This window comes from Streptococcus nakanonensis (genome assembly GCF_059738785.1).
Genome location: NZ_AP027139.1, coordinates 584,147 through 604,192, shown reverse-complemented (window position 1 = coordinate 604,192; position 20,046 = coordinate 584,147). Strand labels below are relative to the sequence as shown.

At 39.8% G+C, this 20,046-nt stretch carries 21 protein-coding genes and 2 pseudogenes; 18 read left to right on the top strand and 5 right to left on the bottom strand.

The features are described 5' to 3' along the window. Nucleotides 1-76 precede the first annotated feature (76 nt). The gene (locus AC6I9F_RS03145; RefSeq protein ID WP_049486871.1) at nucleotides 77-757 is read right to left on the bottom strand and encodes an IS6-like element IS1216 family transposase; all 681 of its coding nucleotides are present in this window, start codon (nucleotides 755-757) and stop codon (nucleotides 77-79) included. A gap of 75 nt (nucleotides 758-832) precedes the next feature. Here AC6I9F_RS03145 and AC6I9F_RS03140 point away from each other — a divergent pair. The 6 genes and pseudogenes from AC6I9F_RS03140 to AC6I9F_RS03115 form a co-directional block, all read left to right on the top strand. Next, a pseudogene (locus AC6I9F_RS03140) lies at nucleotides 833-1,555 on the top strand (YtxH domain-containing protein); the annotation flags it as partial. Then, a complete protein-coding gene (locus AC6I9F_RS03135) occupies nucleotides 1,552-2,553 on the top strand; it encodes a bifunctional lytic transglycosylase/C40 family peptidase (protein ID WP_000769868.1) in 1,002 nt (333 codons plus the stop codon). The pseudogene AC6I9F_RS03140 and the gene AC6I9F_RS03135, both read left to right, overlap by 4 nt. Beyond that, a complete protein-coding gene (locus AC6I9F_RS03130) occupies nucleotides 2,550-3,482 on the top strand; it encodes a conjugal transfer protein (protein ID WP_001224318.1) in 933 nt (310 codons plus the stop codon). The genes AC6I9F_RS03135 and AC6I9F_RS03130 overlap by 4 nt, the downstream gene beginning before the upstream one ends. Before the next feature lie 313 nt (nucleotides 3,483-3,795). After that, nucleotides 3,796-3,843, top strand: a pseudogene (locus AC6I9F_RS03125) (hypothetical protein); the annotation flags it as partial. A gap of 15 nt (nucleotides 3,844-3,858) precedes the next feature. Then, on the top strand, nucleotides 3,859-5,778 hold the full coding sequence (gene tet(M), locus AC6I9F_RS03120; protein ID WP_000691743.1) for a tetracycline resistance ribosomal protection protein Tet(M): 1,920 nt from the start codon (nucleotides 3,859-3,861) through the stop codon (nucleotides 5,776-5,778). Nucleotides 5,779-5,896: 118 nt separating this feature from the next. Continuing rightward, complete coding sequence (locus AC6I9F_RS03115) at nucleotides 5,897-6,064, top strand: cysteine-rich KTR domain-containing protein (protein WP_000336323.1); 168 nt, start codon at nucleotides 5,897-5,899, stop codon at nucleotides 6,062-6,064. Between the two features lie 59 nt (nucleotides 6,065-6,123). Here AC6I9F_RS03115 and AC6I9F_RS03110 read toward each other — a convergent pair whose 3' ends face one another. Continuing rightward, entirely contained in the window at nucleotides 6,124-6,477 is a 354-nt protein-coding gene (locus tag AC6I9F_RS03110) for a helix-turn-helix transcriptional regulator (protein ID WP_001227347.1), read from the bottom strand. 504 nt (nucleotides 6,478-6,981) lie between these two features. Between AC6I9F_RS03110 and AC6I9F_RS03105 the strand changes: the two genes are divergently transcribed. The 5 genes from AC6I9F_RS03105 (at nucleotide 6,982) to AC6I9F_RS03085 (ending at nucleotide 10,284) form a co-directional block, all read left to right on the top strand. Next, nucleotides 6,982-7,404: a sigma-70 family RNA polymerase sigma factor gene (locus tag AC6I9F_RS03105; RefSeq protein WP_000804885.1), complete on the top strand. Its 423-nt coding sequence runs from the start codon at nucleotides 6,982-6,984 to the stop codon at nucleotides 7,402-7,404. Next, nucleotides 7,401-7,631: a helix-turn-helix domain-containing protein gene (locus AC6I9F_RS03100; protein WP_000857133.1), complete on the top strand. Its 231-nt coding sequence runs from the start codon at nucleotides 7,401-7,403 to the stop codon at nucleotides 7,629-7,631. The genes AC6I9F_RS03105 and AC6I9F_RS03100 overlap by 4 nt, the downstream gene beginning before the upstream one ends. Nucleotides 7,632-8,091: 460 nt before the next feature. Next, nucleotides 8,092-8,295, top strand: coding sequence for an excisionase (locus AC6I9F_RS03095; RefSeq protein WP_000814511.1), 204 nt, complete (start codon nucleotides 8,092-8,094; stop codon nucleotides 8,293-8,295). Between the two features lie 81 nt (nucleotides 8,296-8,376). Next, nucleotides 8,377-9,594: a tyrosine-type recombinase/integrase gene (locus AC6I9F_RS03090; RefSeq protein ID WP_001291561.1), complete on the top strand. Its 1,218-nt coding sequence runs from the start codon at nucleotides 8,377-8,379 to the stop codon at nucleotides 9,592-9,594. A 276-nt stretch (nucleotides 9,595-9,870) separates the two neighbouring features. Next, nucleotides 9,871-10,284 carry a hypothetical protein gene (locus tag AC6I9F_RS03085; RefSeq protein WP_078465556.1) on the top strand — a complete coding sequence of 138 codons (414 nt, stop codon included), beginning with the start codon at nucleotides 9,871-9,873 and terminating at the stop codon, nucleotides 10,282-10,284. A 38-nt stretch (nucleotides 10,285-10,322) separates the two neighbouring features. Here AC6I9F_RS03085 and dtd read toward each other — a convergent pair whose 3' ends face one another. Both dtd and AC6I9F_RS03075 read right to left on the bottom strand, forming a co-directional pair. Then, nucleotides 10,323-10,766, bottom strand: a complete 444-nt coding sequence (gene dtd, locus AC6I9F_RS03080; RefSeq protein WP_173219879.1) for a D-aminoacyl-tRNA deacylase — start codon at nucleotides 10,764-10,766, stop codon at nucleotides 10,323-10,325. A 29-nt stretch (nucleotides 10,767-10,795) separates the two neighbouring features. After that, nucleotides 10,796-13,018, bottom strand: coding sequence for a RelA/SpoT family protein (locus tag AC6I9F_RS03075; RefSeq protein ID WP_173219876.1), 2,223 nt, complete (start codon nucleotides 13,016-13,018; stop codon nucleotides 10,796-10,798). A 279-nt stretch (nucleotides 13,019-13,297) separates the two neighbouring features. Between AC6I9F_RS03075 and AC6I9F_RS03070 the strand changes: the two genes are divergently transcribed. The 3 genes from AC6I9F_RS03070 to AC6I9F_RS03060 all read left to right on the top strand — a co-directional run bounded on the left by AC6I9F_RS03070 (nucleotide 13,298) and on the right by AC6I9F_RS03060 (nucleotide 14,677). Then, nucleotides 13,298-13,612 (top strand): hypothetical protein, encoded by a 315-nt coding sequence (locus AC6I9F_RS03070; RefSeq protein ID WP_016397434.1) that lies wholly within the window; start codon nucleotides 13,298-13,300, stop codon nucleotides 13,610-13,612. 49 nt (nucleotides 13,613-13,661) lie between these two features. Continuing rightward, nucleotides 13,662-13,925, top strand: coding sequence for a hypothetical protein (locus tag AC6I9F_RS03065; protein ID WP_164226494.1), 264 nt, complete (start codon nucleotides 13,662-13,664; stop codon nucleotides 13,923-13,925). A gap of 122 nt (nucleotides 13,926-14,047) precedes the next feature. Next, complete coding sequence (locus AC6I9F_RS03060; RefSeq protein WP_173219873.1) at nucleotides 14,048-14,677, top strand: MBL fold metallo-hydrolase; 630 nt, start codon at nucleotides 14,048-14,050, stop codon at nucleotides 14,675-14,677. A gap of 127 nt (nucleotides 14,678-14,804) precedes the next feature. Here the strand turns inward: AC6I9F_RS03060 and pepO are convergent, their stop codons facing one another. Next, a complete protein-coding gene (gene pepO / locus AC6I9F_RS03055; RefSeq protein ID WP_498022672.1) occupies nucleotides 14,805-16,697 on the bottom strand; it encodes an endopeptidase PepO in 1,893 nt (630 codons plus the stop codon). A 177-nt stretch (nucleotides 16,698-16,874) separates the two neighbouring features. Between pepO and AC6I9F_RS03050 the strand changes: the two genes are divergently transcribed. The 4 genes from AC6I9F_RS03050 to tpx all read left to right on the top strand — a co-directional run bounded on the left by AC6I9F_RS03050 (nucleotide 16,875) and on the right by tpx (nucleotide 20,017). Further along, a complete protein-coding gene (locus tag AC6I9F_RS03050) occupies nucleotides 16,875-17,597 on the top strand; it encodes a metal ABC transporter ATP-binding protein (protein WP_498022670.1) in 723 nt (240 codons plus the stop codon). Further along, nucleotides 17,594-18,442, top strand: coding sequence for a metal ABC transporter permease (locus AC6I9F_RS03045; RefSeq protein ID WP_000559786.1), 849 nt, complete (start codon nucleotides 17,594-17,596; stop codon nucleotides 18,440-18,442). The genes AC6I9F_RS03050 and AC6I9F_RS03045 overlap by 4 nt, the downstream gene beginning before the upstream one ends. 31 nt (nucleotides 18,443-18,473) lie before the next feature. Next, complete coding sequence (psaA, locus tag AC6I9F_RS03040; RefSeq protein WP_050207836.1) at nucleotides 18,474-19,403, top strand: metal ABC transporter substrate-binding lipoprotein/adhesin PsaA; 930 nt, start codon at nucleotides 18,474-18,476, stop codon at nucleotides 19,401-19,403. Nucleotides 19,404-19,525: 122 nt separating this feature from the next. Beyond that, complete coding sequence (tpx, locus tag AC6I9F_RS03035; protein WP_000256026.1) at nucleotides 19,526-20,017, top strand: thiol peroxidase; 492 nt, start codon at nucleotides 19,526-19,528, stop codon at nucleotides 20,015-20,017. Nucleotides 20,018-20,046: the final 29 nt, after the last annotated feature.

Sequence of the window (20,046 nt, the reverse complement as noted above, 5' to 3'; positions counted from 1 at the left end):
GCATTTTATAGTTACTAAAAAGGGTTCTGTTGCAAAGTTTTAAATAAAGAATAAAATCCCTTACGGCATCTATGATTTAAGCTGGGATTCCCAATAATACCTTGATTTCAGTACAGACCGAAAACCCGAAGAGAGTGCCTTCTTTTCGGGTTTTCTTATATAATCCTCGGATGGCTTCCATGCCTTTAATCGTGGGTGAGGCAGTGCGTAAACTTCGATAGAATTTATTGCGTCTCTTTACTGGACGATGGTCTTGTTCAATCAAATTATTCAGGTATTTAATGGTACGATGTTCTGTCCCTTGATAAAAGCCGTATTCTTTTAGTCTCTTAAAGGCACTTGTAATAGAGGGGGCTTTATCTGTGACTACAACCTTCGGTTCATCAAACTGCTTCACTAACCGCTTAAGAAAAGCATAGGCTGCTTGTGTGTCCCGTTTTTTACGTAACCAAATATCCAAGGTTAAACCATCTGCATCGATGGCTCGATACAAATAATGCCATTTTCCTTTAATTTTAATGTATGTTTCATCCATTTTCCATGAATAAAAGGATTTTTTATTTTTCTTTTTCCAAATTTGATAGAGTAGTTTGCCATATTCTTGCACCCAACGATAAATCGTCGTATGAGAAACGTTAATGCCACGATCATATAAGATTTCTTGAACTTCACGATAGCTAAGGTTATAACGAAGATAGTAGCCCACGGCTACAATAATCACATCCTGCTGAAATTGCTTTCCTTTAAAATGATTCATCGTCATTCCTCCTGCTATCTTTTTCTATTATTCTACCTTATTTGATAGTAGATTTAAAACTTTGCAACAGAACCTAAAAAAGGACAGTCGGGTTCGGGGAGTTCTGCAAGGACACAAGCAGATCACTCCCGACCAGACGGAAAGGAAAAATCAACACTTGGAAAACGTATCGGTCAAACCATCGGTACAGTAGCTGATACCAAAGACAGAATGGTAGACACTGCTAGTGGTTTGAAAGAACAGGTTAAAGATTTGCCGACCAATGCAAGATATGCAGTATATCAAGGAAAATCCAAAGTAAAAGAGAATGTCCGTGATTTAACCAGTAGTATTTCTCAAACCAAAGCGGACAGAGCCAGTGGACGCAAGGAACAGCAGGAACAAAGGCGAAAAACCATTGCGAAGCGTCGCTCTGAAATGGAACAGGTCAAACAGAAAAAACAGCCTGCTTCTTCTGTTCATGAAAGACCGACTACAAGACAAGAACAATATCATGATGAACAGACCTCAAAACAGTCTAATATTCAGACTTCATATAAGGAATCTCAACAAGCCAAACAAGAGCGTCCAGCAGTTAAGTCCGATTTTTCAAGTCCAAAAGTGGAACGCCAAGGCAATACCGTTCAAGAAAAAACCGTTCAAAAGCCAGCAACTTCAACCACTACAGCAGATAGAACTTCACAACGTCCAATCACAAAAGAACGTCCGTCTACTGTTCAAAGAGTACCACTACAAAATACAAGAAGTAGACCACCAATCAAAACCGCCACCATTAAGAAAGTCGGTAAGAAACCATGAAGTTGAAAACTTTAGTGATTGGTGGTTCTGGATTATTCTTGATGGTCTTCTCACTGCTTCTGTTTGTTGCCATTTTATTTTCAGATGAACAGGACAGCGGAATTTCCAATATTCATTATGGAGGTGTGAATGTTTCCGCAGAAGTGCTGGCTCATAAGCCTATGGTAGAAAAATATGCCAAAGAATATGGCGTTGAAGAATATGTCAACATACTTCTTGCGATTATACAGGTGGAATCGGGCGGTACTGCGGAAGATGTTATGCAGTCCTCGGAATCCCTCGGTCTTCCACCTAATTCATTGAGTACAGAAGAATCCATTAAGCAAGGTGTGAAGTATTTCAGTGAATTATTAGCCAGTAGCGAAAGGCTCAGTGTAGATTTAGAATCGGTTATCCAGTCCTACAATTATGGTGGTGGTTTCTTAGGGTATGTGGCTAATCGTGGAAATAAATATACCTTTGAACTGGCTCAAAGTTTCTCAAAAGAGTATTCAGGTGGCGAAAAAGTGTCTTACCCCAATCCCATAGCCATACCTATCAATGGGGGCTGGCGATACAACTATGGCAATATGTTTTATGTGCAACTGGTAACGCAGTATCTTGTCACAACAGAGTTTGATGATGATACGGTACAAGCCATCATGGACGAAGCACTGAAATATGAGGGCTGGCGATACGTTTACGGTGGAGCTTCCCCGACTACTTCTTTTGATTGTAGCGGACTGACACAATGGACGTATGGAAAAGCTGGAATTAACTTACCACGAACCGCACAACAGCAATATGATGTGACCCAGCATATCCCACTATCGGAAGCACAAGCTGGCGATTTGGTTTTCTTTCATTCTACCTATAACGCTGGCTCTTATATTACTCATGTTGGGATATACCTTGGCAATAACCGTATGTTTCATGCAGGCGACCCAATCGGTTATGCCGACTTAACAAGCCCCTACTGGCAACAGCATTTAGTGGGAGCAGGACGAATCAAACAATGAGAAAGGAAGATTTAATGATGAAATTTAGAAAAAATCAGAATAAAGAAAAACAGATACCAAAGGAAAAGAAACCTCGTGTCTATAAGGTCAATCCTCATAAAAAGGTTGTGATTGCCTTGTGGGTACTTTTAGGGCTTAGTTTCAGCTTTGCGATATTCAAGCACTTTACAGCTATAGATACTCATACTATTCACGAAACAACTATCATAGAAAAGGAATACGTTGATACTCATCATGTAGAAAATTTTGTAGAGAACTTTGCGAAAGTCTACTATTCATGGGAGCAATCCGATAAGTCCATTGATAATCGAATGGAAAGTCTAAAAGGCTATCTGACAGATGAACTTCAAGCTCTCAATGTTGATACAGTACGCAAAGATATTCCTGTATCGTCTTCTGTAAGAGGATTTCAGATATGGACGGTAGAGCCAACTGGCGACAATGAGTTTAATGTAACCTACAGTGTAGACCAGCTCATTACAGAGGGAGAAAATACAAAGACCGTCCACTCTGCTTATATAGTGAGTGTCTATGTAGATGGTTCTGGAAATATGGTACTGGTTAAGAATCCGACCATTACCAACATACCTAAGAAATCAAGTTATAAACCAAAAGCCATTGAAAGTGAGGGGACGGTTGATTCCATTACAACCAATGAAATCAATGAGTTTTTAACGACGTTCTTCAAGCTCTATCCTACAGCGACAGCCAGTGAACTTTCCTACTATGTGAATGACGGGATATTAAAACCAATCGGAAAAGAGTACATCTTTCAAGAACTGGTAAATCCTATTCACAATCGTAAGGATAATCAAGTCACGGTATCGCTGACAGTGGAGTATATCGACCAGCAGACCAAAGCAACGCAGGTATCTCAATTTGATTTGGTACTTGAAAAGAACGGGAGTAATTGGAAGATTATAGAATAACAAATATTGGTACATTATTACAGCTATTTTGTAATCACGTACTCTCTTTGATAAAAAATTGGAGATTCCTTTACAAATATGCTCTTACGTGCTATAATTTAAGTATCTATTTAAAAGGAGTTAATAAATATGCGGCAAGGTATTCTTAAATAAACTGTCAATTTGATAGTGGGAACAAATAATTGGATGTCCTTTTTTAGGAGGGCTTAGTTTTTTGTACCCAGTTTAAGAATACCTTTATCATGTGATTCTAAAGTATCCGGAGAATATCTGTATGCTTTGTATGCCTATGGTTATGCATAAAAATCCCAGTGATAAGAGTATTTATCACTGGGATTTTTATGCCCTTTTGGGCTTTTGAATGGAGGAAAATCACATGAAAATTATTAATATTGGAGTTTTAGCTCATGTTGATGCGGGAAAAACTACCTTAACAGAAAGCTTATTATATAACAGTGGAGCGATTACAGAATTAGGAAGCGTGGACAAAGGTACAACGAGGACGGATAATACGCTTTTAGAACGTCAGAGAGGAATTACAATTCAGACAGGAATAACCTCTTTTCAGTGGGAAAATACGAAGGTGAACATCATAGACACGCCAGGACATATGGATTTCTTAGCAGAAGTATATCGTTCATTATCAGTTTTAGATGGGGCAATTCTACTGATTTCTGCAAAAGATGGCGTACAAGCACAAACTCGTATATTATTTCATGCACTTAGGAAAATGGGGATTCCCACAATCTTTTTTATCAATAAGATTGACCAAAATGGAATTGATTTATCAACGGTTTATCAGGATATTAAAGAGAAACTTTCTGCCGAAATTGTAATCAAACAGAAGGTAGAACTGTATCCTAATATGTGTGTGACGAACTTTACCGAATCTGAACAATGGGATACGGTAATAGAGGGAAACGATGACCTTTTAGAGAAATATATGTCCGGTAAATCATTAGAAGCATTGGAACTCGAACAAGAGGAAAGCATAAGATTTCAGAATTGTTCTCTGTTCCCTGTTTATCACGGAAGTGCAAAAAACAATATAGGGATTGATAACCTTATAGAAGTGATTACGAATAAATTTTATTCATCAACACATCGAGGTCAGTCTGAACTTTGCGGAAAAGTTTTCAAAATTGAGTATTCGGAAAAAAGACAGCGTCTTGCATATATACGTCTTTATAGTGGCGTACTGCATTTGCGAGATTCGGTTAGAATATCGGAAAAGGAAAAAATAAAAATTACAGAAATGTATACTTCAATAAATGGTGAATTATGTAAAATTGATAAGGCTTATTCCGGGGAAATTGTTATTTTGCAGAATGAGTTTTTGAAGTTAAATAGTGTTCTTGGAGATACAAAGCTATTGCCACAGAGAGAGAGAATTGAAAATCCCCTCCCTCTGCTGCAAACGACTGTTGAACCGAGCAAACCTCAACAAAGGGAAATGTTACTTGATGCACTTTTAGAAATCTCCGACAGTGACCCGCTTCTGCGATATTATGTGGATTCTGCGACACATGAAATCATACTTTCTTTCTTAGGGAAAGTACAAATGGAAGTGACTTGTGCTCTGCTGCAAGAAAAGTATCATGTGGAGATAGAAATAAAAGAGCCTACAGTCATTTATATGGAAAGACCGTTAAAAAAAGCAGAGTATACCATTCACATCGAAGTTCCACCGAATCCTTTCTGGGCTTCCATTGGTCTATCTGTAGCACAGCTTCCATTAGGGAGCGGAGTACAGTATGAGAGCTCGGTTTCTCTTGGATACTTAAATCAATCGTTTCAAAATGCAGTTATGGAGGGGATACGCTATGGCTGTGAACAAGGATTGTATGGTTGGAATGTGACGGACTGTAAAATCTGTTTTAAGTATGGCTTATACTATAGCCCTGTTAGTACCCCAGCAGATTTTCGGATGCTTGCTCCTATTGTATTGGAACAAGTCTTAAAAAAAGCTGGAACAGAATTGTTAGAGCCATATCTTAGTTTTAAAATTTATGCGCCACAGGAATATCTTTCACGAGCATACAACGATGCTCCTAAATATTGTGCGAACATCGTAGACACTCAATTGAAAAATAATGAGGTCATTCTTAGTGGAGAAATCCCTGCTCGGTGTATTCAAGAATATCGTAGTGATTTAACTTTCTTTACAAATGGACGTAGTGTTTGTTTAACAGAGTTAAAAGGGTACCATGTTACTACCGGTGAACCTGTTTGCCAGCCCCGTCGTCCAAATAGTCGGATAGATAAAGTACGATATATGTTCAATAAAATAACTTAGTGTATTTTATGTTGTTATATAAATATGGTTTCTTGTTAAATAAGATGAAATATTTTTTAATAAAGATTTGAATTAAAGTGTAAAGGAGGAGATAGTTATTATAAACTACAAGTGGATATTGTGTCCTGTATGTGGAAATAAAACACGATTAAAGATAAGGGAAGATACTGAATTAAAAAAATTCCCCCTCTATTGTCCGAAATGCAGACAAGAAAATTTAATTGAAATAAAGCAGTTCAAAGTAACTGTGATTACAGAGCCAGACGCAAAGACGCAGAGCCGATAAAATGAGATTAATACAATCTCATTTTATCGGCTCTTTCCGTTATGTATGGATTCTTTTAATTAGTCTTCGATGTTTCTTGCTTCGTTGATACCGCTGGCTAAAGATTCCATTAAGGATAGTTCTTTGTCTGTAAAGCTATCCATGTATTTCTCTATCTGTAATCGTCGGGTGCTTTTTACCAAGTTATTAGCAGGTAAGAAAAATTCATCAACGGAAACATGAAGTAACGATACAAGGTCATAAAGAACTTGTATGCTGGGGTGTTGCCCTTTATTTTCAATATTAGTTAAGTACCGTGGGTCAATTTCAATCAATGCTCCCACTTGTTCACGAGTTAAACCTCGTTTCAATCGAGCTTCTTTAATGGCTAAACCAAAGGCTCTAAAATCATATTTATCTTCTTTTTTACGCATAGTAGACCACCTCTATACATTTTATTGTTCCTACTGAATTAAAAACAGGTATAGAAAAACGTGTTATATGGTTTATAGGTTTATATTTAATAAAAAGCACTACTAAACGCCAATAAAAAAAACCGTTATATGGTAGTGCTATTTACGCTGTTAAAATATTGTATATTACTTCCAAATGGCGGTTTGTTGGAGGTCAACGTCTCCATGAAGTACATCATATACAATAAATTTCCTTACATTGGGTTCTTGTCAAAAAAAGTCGTCTATCTGCAATAGATAAGTACGTCCACCAATGTGGTTTTATAAATCATATAGATAGAATAACAGAAGCATGTAAACAGAGAAATAAATCTGTTTATATGCTTTTTTGGCTATTCAGAACTTTTTTACAAAGTTTATTTATCAGTAATGCAACAAATCCCCCTTTCACATTGGGACTAAGAGTGAAAGGAGATAAACGAGCAAGGCTCACTTCCTTTCCTAGACAGAAAGGGGGTGAGAAACATGAAACCATCTTCTTTTCAGACCACAATAGAAAATCAGTTTGACTATATCTGTAAACGTGCTATGGAAGACGAGCGAAAGAATTATATGCTTTATCTTTCAAGGATTGCAAAGCGTGAGGTGTCCTTTTCGGATGTTGGCGATTATCTTGTTAGCCAGTTTGCGACAACAGATAACTATTCAACTGACTTTCAGATTTTTACACTCAATGGGTTATCAGTAGGCGTTGAAAATGATTTGTTGAGTGAAGCATTACGTGAGTTGCCAGACAAGAAACGTGAAATTCTACTGCTGTTTTACTTTATGGACATGAGCGATTCAGAAATTGCAGACCTGTTGAAATTGAACCGTTCTACTGTCTATCGGCATAGAACCAGTGGACTAGCCTTAATTAAAAAGTTTATGGAGGAATTTGAAGAATGAAAACACAATATCCTATGATTCCCTTTCCTCTCATTGTAAAGGCAACAGATGGCGATACCGAAGCGATTAACCAGATTCTACATCATTACAGAGGGTACATAACGAAGCGTTCCCTACGACTTATGAAAGATGAATATGGCAATCAAAGTATGGTCGTTGATGAAGTCTTACGTGGAAGAATGGAAACCAGACTGATTACAAAGATTTTGTCATTTGAAATTAAGTAATATCCTCTCTCCTTTCGTGGAAGCGTGCTAAACCATTCCACGCTTCCCGAACAGGGAGGTTTGTTATTCCACCAAAGCATATTGAGCTTTCAATGTGTTTTGATAGGCTAACGAGCCATTGTTCTTTGAAAACTGAATAAAAGTAATCGAATACGTTTCGATAAGAAAAGAGCCAACGGAACTAACCGCCATGACCTATCTTATAAAGATAGCGAGCGATTCATGTTAGTGATCCGAGAAGCAATCTTTAGCAGGATTGCCTGCAACGACATTCTTATCGTGATAATGATACTCCCATACAGTCAATAGTCCGAGCGTGATAAAACCGTCGCAGGCAATGAGTATGGCTACATGAGAACCATGCAGGGGTGGAACTCCCGTGAGCTTTGCTAAAGCTGTTCGATTGCTGGTAAAACAACTTTTATGAAATCCAAATAAGTGATTTGGAAAGGAGGATTTTATGAAGCAGACTGACATTCCTATTTGGGAACGTTATACCCTAACCATTGAAGAAGCGTCAAAATATTTTCGTATTGGCGAAAACAAGCTACGACGCTTGGCAGAGGAAAATAAAAATGCAAATTGGCTGATTATGAATGGCAATCGTATTCAGATTAAACGAAAACAATTTGAAAAAATTATAGATACATTGGACGCAATCTAGCGTCGCCAAAGGGTCTTGTATATGATAAAATAGTATTAAGTCGTATCAAGGCTCTTTCCATAAAGGAAAGGAGCAAATGCCATGTCAGAAAAAAGACGTGACAATAAAGGTCGAATCTTAAAGACTGGAGAGAGCCAACGAAAAGACGGAAGATACTTATACAAATATATAGATTCATTTGGAGAACCGCAATTTGTTTACTCGTGGAAACTTGTGGCTACAGACCGAGTACCAGCAGGAAAGCGTGATTGTATCTCACTTAGAGAGAAAATCGCAGAGTTACAGAAAGACATTCATGATGGTATTGATGTTGTAGGAAAGAAAATGACACTCTGCCAGCTTTACGCAAAACAGAACGCTCAAAGACCAAAGGTTAGAAAAAACACTGAAACTGGACGCAAATATCTTATGGATATTTTGAAGAAAGACAAGTTAGGTGTAAGAAGTATTGACAGTATTAAGCCATCAGACGCTAAAGAATGGGCTATTAGAATGAGTGAAAATGGTTATGCTTATCAAACCATCAATAACTACAAACGTTCTTTAAAGGCTTCATTCTATATTGCTATACAAGATGATTGTGTTCGGAAGAATCCATTTGACTTTCAACTGAAAGCAGTTCTTGATGATGATACTGTCCCTAAGACCGTACTAACAGAAGAACAGGAAGAAAAACTGTTAGCCTTTGCAAAAGCTGATAAAACCTACAGCAAAAATTATGATGAAATTCTGATACTCTTAAAAACAGGTCTTCGTATTTCAGAGTTTGGTGGTTTGACACTTCCAGATTTAGATTTTGAGAATCGTCTTGTCAATATAGACCATCAGCTATTGAGAGATACTGAAATTGGGTACTACATTGAAACACCAAAGACCAAAAGTGGCGAACGTCAAGTTCCTATGGTTGAAGAAGCCTATCAAGCATTTAAGCGAGTGTTAGCGAATCGAAAGAATGATAAGCGTGTTGAGATTGATGGATATAGTGATTTCCTCTTTCTTAATAGAAAGAACTATCCAAAAGTGGCAAGTGATTACAACGGCATGATGAAAGGTCTTGTTAAGAAATACAATAAGTATAACGAGGATAAATTGCCACACATCACTCCACATAGTTTGCGACATACATTCTGTACCAACTATGCAAATGCAGGAATGAATCCAAAGGCATTACAGTACATTATGGGACATGCTAATATAGCCATGACGCTGAACTATTACGCACATGCAACATTCGATTCTGCAATGGCAGAAATGAAACGCTTGAATAAAGAGAAGCAACAGGAGCGTCTTGTTGCTTAGTAGTACAAATGAATTTACTACTTATTTACCACTTCTGACAGCTAAGACATGAGGAAATATGCAAAGAAACGTGAAGTATCTTCCTACAGTAAAAATACTCGAAAGCACATAGAATAAGGCTTTACGAGCATTTAAGAAAATATAAAAAGATAATTAGAAATTTATACTTTGTTTCAAAGAAAAAAGATAGTAAACGCTTTCACACTCCAACTAAATATTGTATAATAATTATATTCAATATTACGTCACTAACAGATGAAAAAAGGAGGTTTTAGCATGAAAAAAATCATCTTCATCAAAACCATTGAGCTCCTTGCCATCGATGGAATTATGCTGGCATTTTTGACATTTAAAGAGGGGCTCACTTGGGATTGGATTTTAATTTATAGTGGTTGGCTCATTTTCTTTCACCCTGTGCTATTGGCCTATCTTTCAAACCAGCTTTGTGACCACTTTAGTCACCTCTATTCCCAGATTAGACCAAAATTCTGGCATTTTGCCTTACAAATCCTTCTATGGGATAGCCTGATGATTCTCTCCTTGATATGTTTGAGTGGTGTGCCACTTCTCCTTCAGGGAACTCTCCTAATCCTAGGACATCTCATCTCTTCCTATCGCATAAGCCAAAGACTGAAAAGAGACTTCCCAAAAGCCTATCAAGAAACGATTTCATTTTGGAGTATTTTATGATAGATGAGAAAAACCAAGCCGACTGGGCTTGGTCTTTCTTATCTATTTTTAGTATCTAGGATAATGGTAACTGGTCCGTCATTGACCAGCTCAACTTGCATATCCGCTCCAAAGATACCTGTCTGAACGGGTACTTCTTGCGCTAATTTTTGATTGAAAGCGTCATAGAAGTCTGATGCCATATCAGGCTTGGCTGCACCTGTAAAGGCTGGACGATTGCCTTTCTTAGTATCCGCAAAGAGGGTAAACTGAGAAATAGAAAGGAGTTCTCCTTCAATATCTTTGACAGACAGGTTCATCTTGCCTTCTGCGTCTGAAAAAATCCGCATGTTGACAAGCTTTCTCACAGCATAGTCCAAATCTTCCTCTTGGTCCTCTGGTCCTACACCAACCAGCAATAAGAGCCCCTGATTGATTTTCCCCTGAATCTGACCTTCGATACTCACTTGGGCTTTTGTAACCCGTTGGATAATGATTTTCATAATAGCCTTTCTAGTAAGAGCTCGGGCAATTAACCGTTAGTCCGTTTGACAGAGTAGACTTCTGGCACACTCTTAATCTTGTCCACAACCGTGGTCAATGTAGAGAGGTTGGCAATGCCAAAGGACACATGGATATTGGCAAACTTCATATCCTTAGTTGGTTGGGCGTTGACTGTTGATATATTCTTGGTTGTGTTTGAAAGAACTTGCAGTACATCGTTCAACAGTCCTGTACGGTTGAGACCGTAAATATCAATATGGGCCATATACTCCTTATTTGAGTTTGAGTACTGGTCTTCCCATTCCACATCAAGGAGACGTTGCTCGTAGTTTTCTTGGGCACGCAGGTTCATACAGTCCACACGGTGAATAGCCACACCACGGCCCTTGGTAATATAGCCGACAATATCGTCACCAGGAACAGGATTACAACACTTGGCAATCCGCACTAGGAGACCTGAGGCACCTTCAATGACCACACCACCCTCATGCTTGACCTTGAGGGTTTCTTTGTTTTCAACCTTGACTTCGCCACCCTTGACAAGTTCTTCTGCCTCCGCCTTGGCCTTGGCACGTTCTTCCTCACGACGTTCCTTTTCAGTCAGACGGTTAAAGACAGTAATAGCTCCAATTTCTCCAAAACCAATAGCCGCAAAGAGGGATTCTTCTGTCTTGTAGCTGGTCTTTTGTAGAACTTGGTCCATGTGGCGCTTGTCCATGAATTTATTTGCCACATAGCCGTTTTCTTGGAACTGGGCCATCAACATCTCACGACCCTTGTTGACTGACAGTTCCTTATCTTGGTTTTTAAAGAACTGACGAATCTTGTTACGCGCCTTGCTGGTCTTGACCATATTGAGCCAGTCACGGCTAGGACCAAATGAATTCGGGTTGGTGACAATTTCAACCTGATCCCCAGTTTTTAACTTGGTTGTCAGAGGAACCATACGACCATTGACCTTGGCACCAGTCGCTTTTTCACCAACCTTGGTATGGATTTCATAGGCAAAGTCAATCGGTCCTGAATCTTTGGGAAGAGAACGGACAGCTCCATCTGGGGTAAAGACATAAATCTCCTCAGCCAGATAGTTTTCCTTGACAGAGTCCACAAATTCCTTGGCATCATCAGCCTGGTCTTGGAGCTCCATCATCTCCTTGATCCAGTTCATCCCAATAGCAGATTCCTTGCTGTTAACCTGCCCCTTAACGCCTTTCTTATAAGCCCAGTGAGCCGCAACCCCGTACTCAGCCACCTCGTGCATGGCCTTGGTCCGAATTTGGAACTCAATCGGTCCTTTTGGCCCATAAACTGTCGTATGGATAGACTGGTAACCATTGGCCTTGCGGTTAGCGATATAGTCTTTGAAACGACCAGGCATCGGTTTCCAAAGTTCATGCACATAACCCAACATGGCGTAAACATCACTTTGGGTGTCTAAAATACAACGAATGGCAATCAGGTCATAGATTTCCTCAAACCGTTTTCTCTTGTCCTGCATTTTGCGGAAAATCGAGTAAATATGCTTGGGACGACCGTAAATCTTCCCTTTTAGGTGACGATCTGTCGTATATTCCTCTAATTTTGTGACCACCTCATCCACCAAGGCTTCACGCTCCCTGCGCTTTTCCTTCATCATATGGGTAATCTTGTAAAACTCCGTTGGATTGAGATAACGGAAAGACAGGTCTTCCAATTCCCATTTGACACTGGAAATCCCCAGACGGTGGGCAAGTGGGGCATAGATTTCCATGGTTTCTTTGGAAATGCGCTCCTGCTTGTCTTTTCGAAGGTGCTTTAGGGTCCGCATATTGTGCAAACGGTCAGACAGTTTAACCAAGATAACACGGATGTCCTCAGACATGGCCATGAGCATCTTACGATGATTTTCCGCTAATTGCTCCTCGATTGATTTGTACTCGACCTTACCAAGCTTGGTAACCCCATCTACGATTACCCGCACATCAGGACCAAACTCTCTTTCCAAATCGTCCAAGGTCGCATCTGTATCCTCCACCACATCGTGCAAGAAACCACAAGCTACCGTTACAGCATCTAGCTTGAGTTTGGCTAAAATACCTGCCACTTGGATAGGGTGAATGATATAAGGCTCGCCTGATTTGCGATACTGACCACTGTGGCAATCCACCGCATAGACCAAGGCCTTATGGACAAAATGGACATCCTCTTCTGTTAAATATTCTTTGGTTAAAGCGACAACTTCTTCGCCTGTTAAATTCACTTCTTTTGGCATCTCTACTCTCCAATTCTTCCTACCATTTTATCACTTTTTTAAGAATATGAAAACTAGATTGGAACAGAATAGGAAAAAAATATTTCAGAATTGCTTGACAATTCTGAAATATTTTTTTATAATACATTGTACAGTTAGATTTTCTATTTAGGTGATAGAAGGAGAGATAGAAGAACGGAAACCATATTGTAACCTAAATATAATTTAACTCCCTATCCTTATCACCTTTTCATTCAAGTCAATATAGTTGAATGACGTCGTTTTACAAAGGAGTATTCTATGAAAAAAACTGTACTAACACTATTAGGAGCTACTGCTCTATCTATTACCGTTCCAATCACTGCTGCTGAAACTAGTACAACAAATAACTTTGAAGGTCCTCGTTATGAGCGTATATATTCTCATCGTTATAGTAAAACAGTAACAAAATACTATAACGATGATGGTTACATCCCACCAACTATCTACTATTCAGAATATAATGATAGTTTCCATTCAACCTTCAAAGGAACACTTGAAATAGACAGTGTACGAAGATCAAACGGTGGGACTCGTGTCACATACACTGGTACCTTGACTGGATTTTGGAATTAAAATCCTCAAGATGCTTTCTTTTATCCTTTAGTTTATAAGGAGAACGCCTATGAAAAAAACTGCTATTTCTATCTTTTCTCTCCTAGTGTTAGGAGTTTGCTGCCTGTTCCTATTCAGCCAGCAAGGCTATAAAAAAACAGTCGTTCAATACTATGCTAACGACCAGAACCTGCCCAATAGAATAACTTATAGTGAATATAGTGACAAACGAGAAGCCAACTACGGTGGCACTCTAAACATCACATCTATCAAACAAGCTAATGACGGAGTTTATGCAACCTATGAAGGGCAATTGACACCTCTCCAATATTGATAAATTGATAACCAGCCTGTCTTCATCTAGTCATGCTGGTTTTTAAGTTCATCCTAAATCCTTACCTATTCTCCCTAACTGTGCTATACTTATTTAGTACATTCTTTGAGATTGGAGCTAATATGAAAATCCATAAAACCGTCAATCCTGTTGCCTATGAAAACACCTATTACCTGGAAGGCGAAAATCACCTTATCGTAGTAGATCCTGGTAGTCATTGGGAAGCCATTCGTCAGACAATCGAGAACCTCAACAAACCGATCTGCGCTATTCTCCTGACCCACGCCCATTATGACCATATCATGAGTCTGGACTTGGTTCGCGAGACTTTTGGCAATCCTCCTGTCTATATCGCAGAGAGCGAAGCCAGCTGGCTCTATACTCCTGTCGACAATCTCTCTGGACTTCCCCGCCACGATGATATGGCAGATGTGGTCGCAAAACCGGCTGAACGCACCTTTGTCTTTCACGAAGAATACCAACTGGAGGAATTTCGTTTCACTGTCTTGCCAACACCAGGTCACTCCATCGGCGGTGTTTCTATCGTCTTTCCTAATGCTCACCTAGTCTTGACAGGTGATGCTCTTTTCCGTGAAACAATCGGACGGACCGACCTTCCAACTGGTAGCATGGAACAACTCCTCCATAGTATCCAGACTCAACTCTTCACCCTACCAAACTACGATGTCTATCCAGGACATGGTCCAGCTACGACCATCGCCCATGAAAAGACCTTCAATCCCTTTTTCTAGTAAGATGGTGACAATGACTATCGCATTTTAAGTACATTATCCAGCAGTCTTTCCACTATAAAAGGCATCCTATCAAGGTTTTCACACCTGATTGGATGCCTTTTTTCTGATGACTAAATTTTTTGCCTTACCAAATAATCACGCGCTCTTCTGGTGAACGCCACATACCGTCTCCTTCTTTGACATCATAGGTTGTAAAGAAATCATCGAAGTTTGGTACTTGTACATTGACACGGAGTTTGGCTGGCGCGTGCACATCGACGCTGGCCAAAAGTTTCATAAATTCTGGACGACCTTTCATGCGCCAGATGCGACCGAAATTGTAGAAAAATTCTTCTGCTGAGAAGTCTGGTTCTCTCTTAGCTGCTTCAAGCGCTGCAGCGATTCCTCCCAAGTCAGCCACGTTTTCTGATACAGTCAATTTACCGTTAATGGTTGCTCCATAAGAATCCTGTCCATCAAACTGGTCAATGACTTTTTGTGTTTTCTCCTTAAAGGCAGCATAGTCGCTCTCTGTCCACCAATCCTTGAGGCTACCATTTTCATCAAAGGAAGCTCCATTGGTATCAAAGGCGTGGGAAATTTCATGGGCAATAACCGCCCCAATACCACCATAGTTAGCAGAAGATGACTGATGCAAGTCATAGAAAGGTGCTTGTAAAATAGCTGCTGGGAAGACAATCAGGTTCTTCTGTGGATTGTAGTAGGCATTGACCATATGAGCAGGCATGCCCCATTCCTTGTAGTCTACAGGCTGATTCCACTTGCTCCAACTGTGCTTGATTTCCACACGCGCAAAGGCTAGAGCATTGTCAAAAAGGCTAGCCGTTTCATCCACTACCTTGTCCTTATAGCGTGCTGGCAATTCTTCTGGATAACCAATATAAGGCTTGATGACATTGAGTTTGACGATGGCCTTGTCACGAGTTTCAGGAGTCAACCAGTCATTTTTAGCCAAGCGTTCCTTATAGACATCAATCATGGTTGCCACTTTTTTCTCTACGTCTGCCTTGGCTTCTGGAGAGAATTTTTCATGAGCATACCAGAGCCCCAAGGCTTGTTTGAATGGACCTTGTGCTAGCTGGTAGGCTGCCTTGACCTTGTCTTTGGCTTCTGGAACTCCTGAAAGCGCACGGCTGTAAGCACCTGACAAGACACGGATTTCTTCTGTTAAATAGCTGGTTGAGAGATTCACAACACTTAAAATTAAGGTTGCCTTGAGGAGAGGCCATGCCTCTTCACTATAGAATTGATCTGCTGCTTGCCAGAAACGTTCCTCATCTACAATAACCTTGTCTGGCACTTGTCCAAGAACGGCTTGGAAGAAGTCATCCAAAGGTAGGGCAGGCGCAAATTTCTTGAAATCTTCGTAATCATATGGATGGTAAAGTTTAGCATACTCTGAACTTTCTTCATTAGAAAGCACTACTGCCGCAACTCGACGGTCCAATTCAAGTCTTTTCTCTAGCAAGTCTTCAATTTCTTCATCAGAGAAATCATAAGCCTTGAGAAGATTTGCGCTGCTTTCTTTCCAAAGAGTCAAGAGCTCTTCGCGCTGAGGATGGTCTTCTGCATAGTAGGTCGTATCTGGCAGGATTGTGCTTGGAGCACTGGCCCATAAAACGTTGATTCTAGCATCCATAAAGTCTGGCGATACACCAAAAGGAAGGAAGTTTGGTTTTCCTGCAAGTTCAAACTCTGCTAGTTTGGCAGTGAAATCTGCAAAAGTCTCCAATTCTTGGAATTCTTTAAGAAGTGGTAAGACAGGTTTGATACCGTCGGCTTCTCTCTTGTCAAAATCACGAACTAGGCGGTGGTATTTAACAAAGTTCGCCAAGATAGCATCCTCAGGCACCTCTTCATCTGCCAACCACTTGTCTGTTGTCGCCAACATCAAGTCTTCAATTTCCTGGTCTAAATCAACAAAACCTCCCGTTTGAGACTTATCTGCTGGGATTTCAGCTGTCTGTTGCCATTCTCCATTGATTGCATCATAAAAATCATCTTGATAACGTGTCATCTTGTTCTCGCTTTCATTTGTACTTGTTTTTAGCTTAACAAAAATTGCTTGGGAATGCAATTAAAAATAAACGGATGTTTCCTATTGTTTTTCAGTTATTATTTTAATTTTTTCAAAAATTAACTTGACTTAATTTTTTTTTAAAGGTATATTAAGAGTTAGGAGGAATACAAGTTTATGATACGTATCGAAAACCTCAGTGTCTCCTACAAAGAAACGTTGGCACTTAAGGATATTTCACTAGTGCTCCAAGGACCAACAATTACCGGTATTATTGGTCCAAACGGTGCTGGAAAATCAACATTATTAAAAGGGATGCTGGGAATTATCCCACATCAAGGTCAGGCATTTCTCGATGACAAGGAAGTTAAAAAATCCTTACATCGAATCGCCTATGTCGAACAAAAAATCAATATCGACTACAACTTTCCCATCAAGGTCAAGGAATGTGTCTCGCTAGGACTCTTTCCCTCTATCCCTCTCTTTCGAAGTTTAAAGGCTAAACATTGGAAGAAAGTGCAAGAGGCCCTTGAAATTGTCGGTCTAGCTGACTACGCTGAACGTCAAATCAGTCAACTGTCTGGAGGTCAATTCCAGCGGGTCTTGATTGCCAGATGTTTGGTACAGGAAGCCGACTATATCCTCTTGGATGAACCCTTTGTTGGGATTGACTCTGTCAGTGAGGAAATCATCATGAATACGCTGAGAGATCTGAAAAGAGCTGGGAAGACGGTTCTCATCGTCCACCACGACCTCAGCAAGGTTGCCCACTACTTCGATCAAGTCTTGCTTGTCAATCGAGAAGTGATTGCCTTTGGTCCAACCAAAGAAACCTTTACCGAAGCCAATCTCAAAGAAGCTTACGGTAATCGACTATTTTTCAATGGAGGTGACCTATGATTGCAGAATTTATCGATGGATTGCAAAAATTCCATTTCTTACAAAATGCCTTGATAACAGCTATTGTCGTCGGGGTCGTAGCTGGAGCTGTGGGATGTTTCATCATTCTACGCGGGATGTCACTCATGGGAGATGCTATTTCACATGCTGTCTTGCCAGGTGTAGCCCTCTCCTTTATCTTGGGCCTTGACTTCTTTATCGGAGCCATTGTCTTTGGATTGCTAGCTGCCATCATCATTACCTACATCAAGGGGAACTCGATTATCAAAAGCGATACCGCCATCGGCATTACCTTTTCTTCTTTCTTAGCCCTCGGTATCATCTTGATTAGTGTCGCTAAAAGTTCAACTGACCTGTTCCATATCCTTTTTGGTAATATCCTGGCCGTCCAAGATACGGATATGTTTATTACTATGGGTGTGGGAGCAGCCATTCTCTTGTTAATCTGGATTTTCTTCAAGCAACTCTTGATAACTTCCTTTGATGAACTCTTGGCCAAAGCCATGGGAATGCCTGTCAATTTCTATCACTACCTTCTCATGGTACTCTTGACTCTCGTGTCTGTGACAGCCATGCAAAGTGTCGGAACTATCCTGATTGTAGCCATGCTGATTACCCCAGCTGCAACTGCTTATCTGTATGCTAATAGCCTGAAAAGTATGATTTTCCTTTCCTCAACCTTTGGAGCGACTGCTTCAGTTTTGGGACTCTTTATCGGCTATAGCTTTAACGTTGCGGCAGGTTCTAGTATCGTGCTTACAGCCGCTAGTTTCTTTCTCATTAGCTTCTTTATCGCTCCAAAACAACGATATTTGAAACTAAAAAATAAACATTTGTTAAAATAAGGGGCAAAGCCCCAATAAATTGGAGGATCTAATGAAAAAATTAGGTACATTACTCGTTCTCTTTCTTTCCGTCATTGCTCTTGTAGCATGTGCTAGCGGAAAAAAAGATACAGCTTCTGGTCAAAAACTAAAAGTTGTTGCTACAAACTCAATCATCGCTGATATTACTAAAAATATTGCTGGTGACAAGATTGATCTTCACAGTATCGTTCCGATTGGACAAGACCCACACGAATACGAACCACTTCCTGAAGATGTTAAGAAAACTTCTGAGGCAGACCTCATTTTCTATAACGGTATCAACCTTGAAACAGGTGGTAATGCTTGGTTCACCAAATTGGTAGAAAATGCTAAGAAAACTGAAAACAAAGACTACTTTGCAGTCAGTGAAGGTGTTGAAGTTATCTACCTTGAAGGAAAAAATGAAAAAGGTAAAGAAGACCCACACGCTTGGCTTAACCTTGAAAATGGAATTATCTTTGCTAAAAATATCGCCAAACAATTGAGCGCTAAAGATCCTAACAACAAGGAATTCTATGAAAAAAATCTCAAAGAATATACTGATAAGTTAGACAAACTTGATAAAGAAAGTAAGGATAAATTTAATAACATCCCTGCTGAAAAGAAACTCATTGTAACCAGCGAAGGAGCATTCAAATACTTCTCTAAAGCCTATGGTGTCCCAAGTGCCTACATCTGGGAAATCAATACTGAAGAAGAAGGAACACCTGAACAAATCAAAACCTTGGTTGAAAAACTTCGCCAAACAAAAGTTCCATCACTCTTTGTAGAATCAAGTGTGGATGACCGTCCAATGAAAACTGTTTCTCAAGACACAAACATCCCAATCTACGCACAAATCTTTACTGACTCTATCGCAGAAGAAGGTAAAGAAGGCGACAGCTACTACAGCATGATGAAATACAACCTTGATAAGATTGCTGAAGGATTGGCAAAATAAACCTCTGAAAAACGTCATTCTCACATGAGCTGGCGTTTTTTCTATGCCCACATTTCCGGTCAAATCATTGGAAAATTTCGACCGTTTCAGCTAAAATGGAAGAAAAAAGATTGGAGTATCTTATGGTAACTTTTCTCGGAAATCCTGTGAGCTTTACAGGTAAACAACTACAAGTCGGCGACAAGGCGCTTGATTTTTCTCTCACTACAACAGACCTTTCTAAAAAATCTCTGGCTGATTTTGATGGCAAGAAAAAAGTCTTGAGTGTCGTGCCTTCTATCGATACAGGCATCTGCTCAACTCAAACGCGTCGCTTTAATGAAGAACTGGCTGGACTGGACAATACGGTTGTCTTGACTGTTTCCATGGACCTGCCTTTTGCTCAGAAACGTTGGTGCGGTGCTGAAGGTATTGAAAATGCCATCATGCTCTCAGACTATTTCGACCATTCCTTTGGACGTGACTATGCCCTCTTAATCAATGAGTGGCACCTATTGGCACGCGCAGTCTTTGTCCTCGATACTGACAATACGATTCGCTACGTTGAATACGTAGACAATATCAACTCTGAGCCAAACTTCGAAGCCGCAATTGCAGCTGCTAAAGCCCTATAGAAAAAATCCTCTGTCACAAAGAGTTCTCT

Coding starts and splice junctions, on each gene's coding strand:
- AC6I9F_RS03145 (WP_049486871.1), bottom strand. CDS start 757: ATGAATCATTTTAAAGGAAAGCAATTTCAGCAGGATGTGATTATTGTA.
- AC6I9F_RS03135 (WP_000769868.1), top strand. CDS start 1,552: ATGAAGTTGAAAACTTTAGTGATTGGTGGTTCTGGATTATTCTTGATG.
- AC6I9F_RS03130 (WP_001224318.1), top strand. CDS start 2,550: ATGAGAAAGGAAGATTTAATGATGAAATTTAGAAAAAATCAGAATAAA.
- AC6I9F_RS03110 (WP_001227347.1), bottom strand. CDS start 6,477: ATGCGTAAAAAAGAAGATAAATATGATTTTAGAGCCTTTGGTTTAGCC.
- AC6I9F_RS03105 (WP_000804885.1), top strand. CDS start 6,982: ATGAAACCATCTTCTTTTCAGACCACAATAGAAAATCAGTTTGACTAT.
- AC6I9F_RS03100 (WP_000857133.1), top strand. CDS start 7,401: ATGAAAACACAATATCCTATGATTCCCTTTCCTCTCATTGTAAAGGCA.
- AC6I9F_RS03095 (WP_000814511.1), top strand. CDS start 8,092: ATGAAGCAGACTGACATTCCTATTTGGGAACGTTATACCCTAACCATT.
- AC6I9F_RS03090 (WP_001291561.1), top strand. CDS start 8,377: ATGTCAGAAAAAAGACGTGACAATAAAGGTCGAATCTTAAAGACTGGA.
- AC6I9F_RS03085 (WP_078465556.1), top strand. CDS start 9,871: ATGAAAAAAATCATCTTCATCAAAACCATTGAGCTCCTTGCCATCGAT.
- dtd (WP_173219879.1), bottom strand. CDS start 10,766: ATGAAAATCATTATCCAACGGGTTACAAAAGCCCAAGTGAGTATCGAA.
- AC6I9F_RS03075 (WP_173219876.1), bottom strand. CDS start 13,018: ATGCCAAAAGAAGTGAATTTAACAGGCGAAGAAGTTGTCGCTTTAACC.
- AC6I9F_RS03070 (WP_016397434.1), top strand. CDS start 13,298: ATGAAAAAAACTGTACTAACACTATTAGGAGCTACTGCTCTATCTATT.
- AC6I9F_RS03065 (WP_164226494.1), top strand. CDS start 13,662: ATGAAAAAAACTGCTATTTCTATCTTTTCTCTCCTAGTGTTAGGAGTT.
- AC6I9F_RS03060 (WP_173219873.1), top strand. CDS start 14,048: ATGAAAATCCATAAAACCGTCAATCCTGTTGCCTATGAAAACACCTAT.
- pepO (WP_498022672.1), bottom strand. CDS start 16,697: ATGACACGTTATCAAGATGATTTTTATGATGCAATCAATGGAGAATGG.
- AC6I9F_RS03050 (WP_498022670.1), top strand. CDS start 16,875: ATGATACGTATCGAAAACCTCAGTGTCTCCTACAAAGAAACGTTGGCA.
- AC6I9F_RS03045 (WP_000559786.1), top strand. CDS start 17,594: ATGATTGCAGAATTTATCGATGGATTGCAAAAATTCCATTTCTTACAA.
- psaA (WP_050207836.1), top strand. CDS start 18,474: ATGAAAAAATTAGGTACATTACTCGTTCTCTTTCTTTCCGTCATTGCT.
- tpx (WP_000256026.1), top strand. CDS start 19,526: ATGGTAACTTTTCTCGGAAATCCTGTGAGCTTTACAGGTAAACAACTA.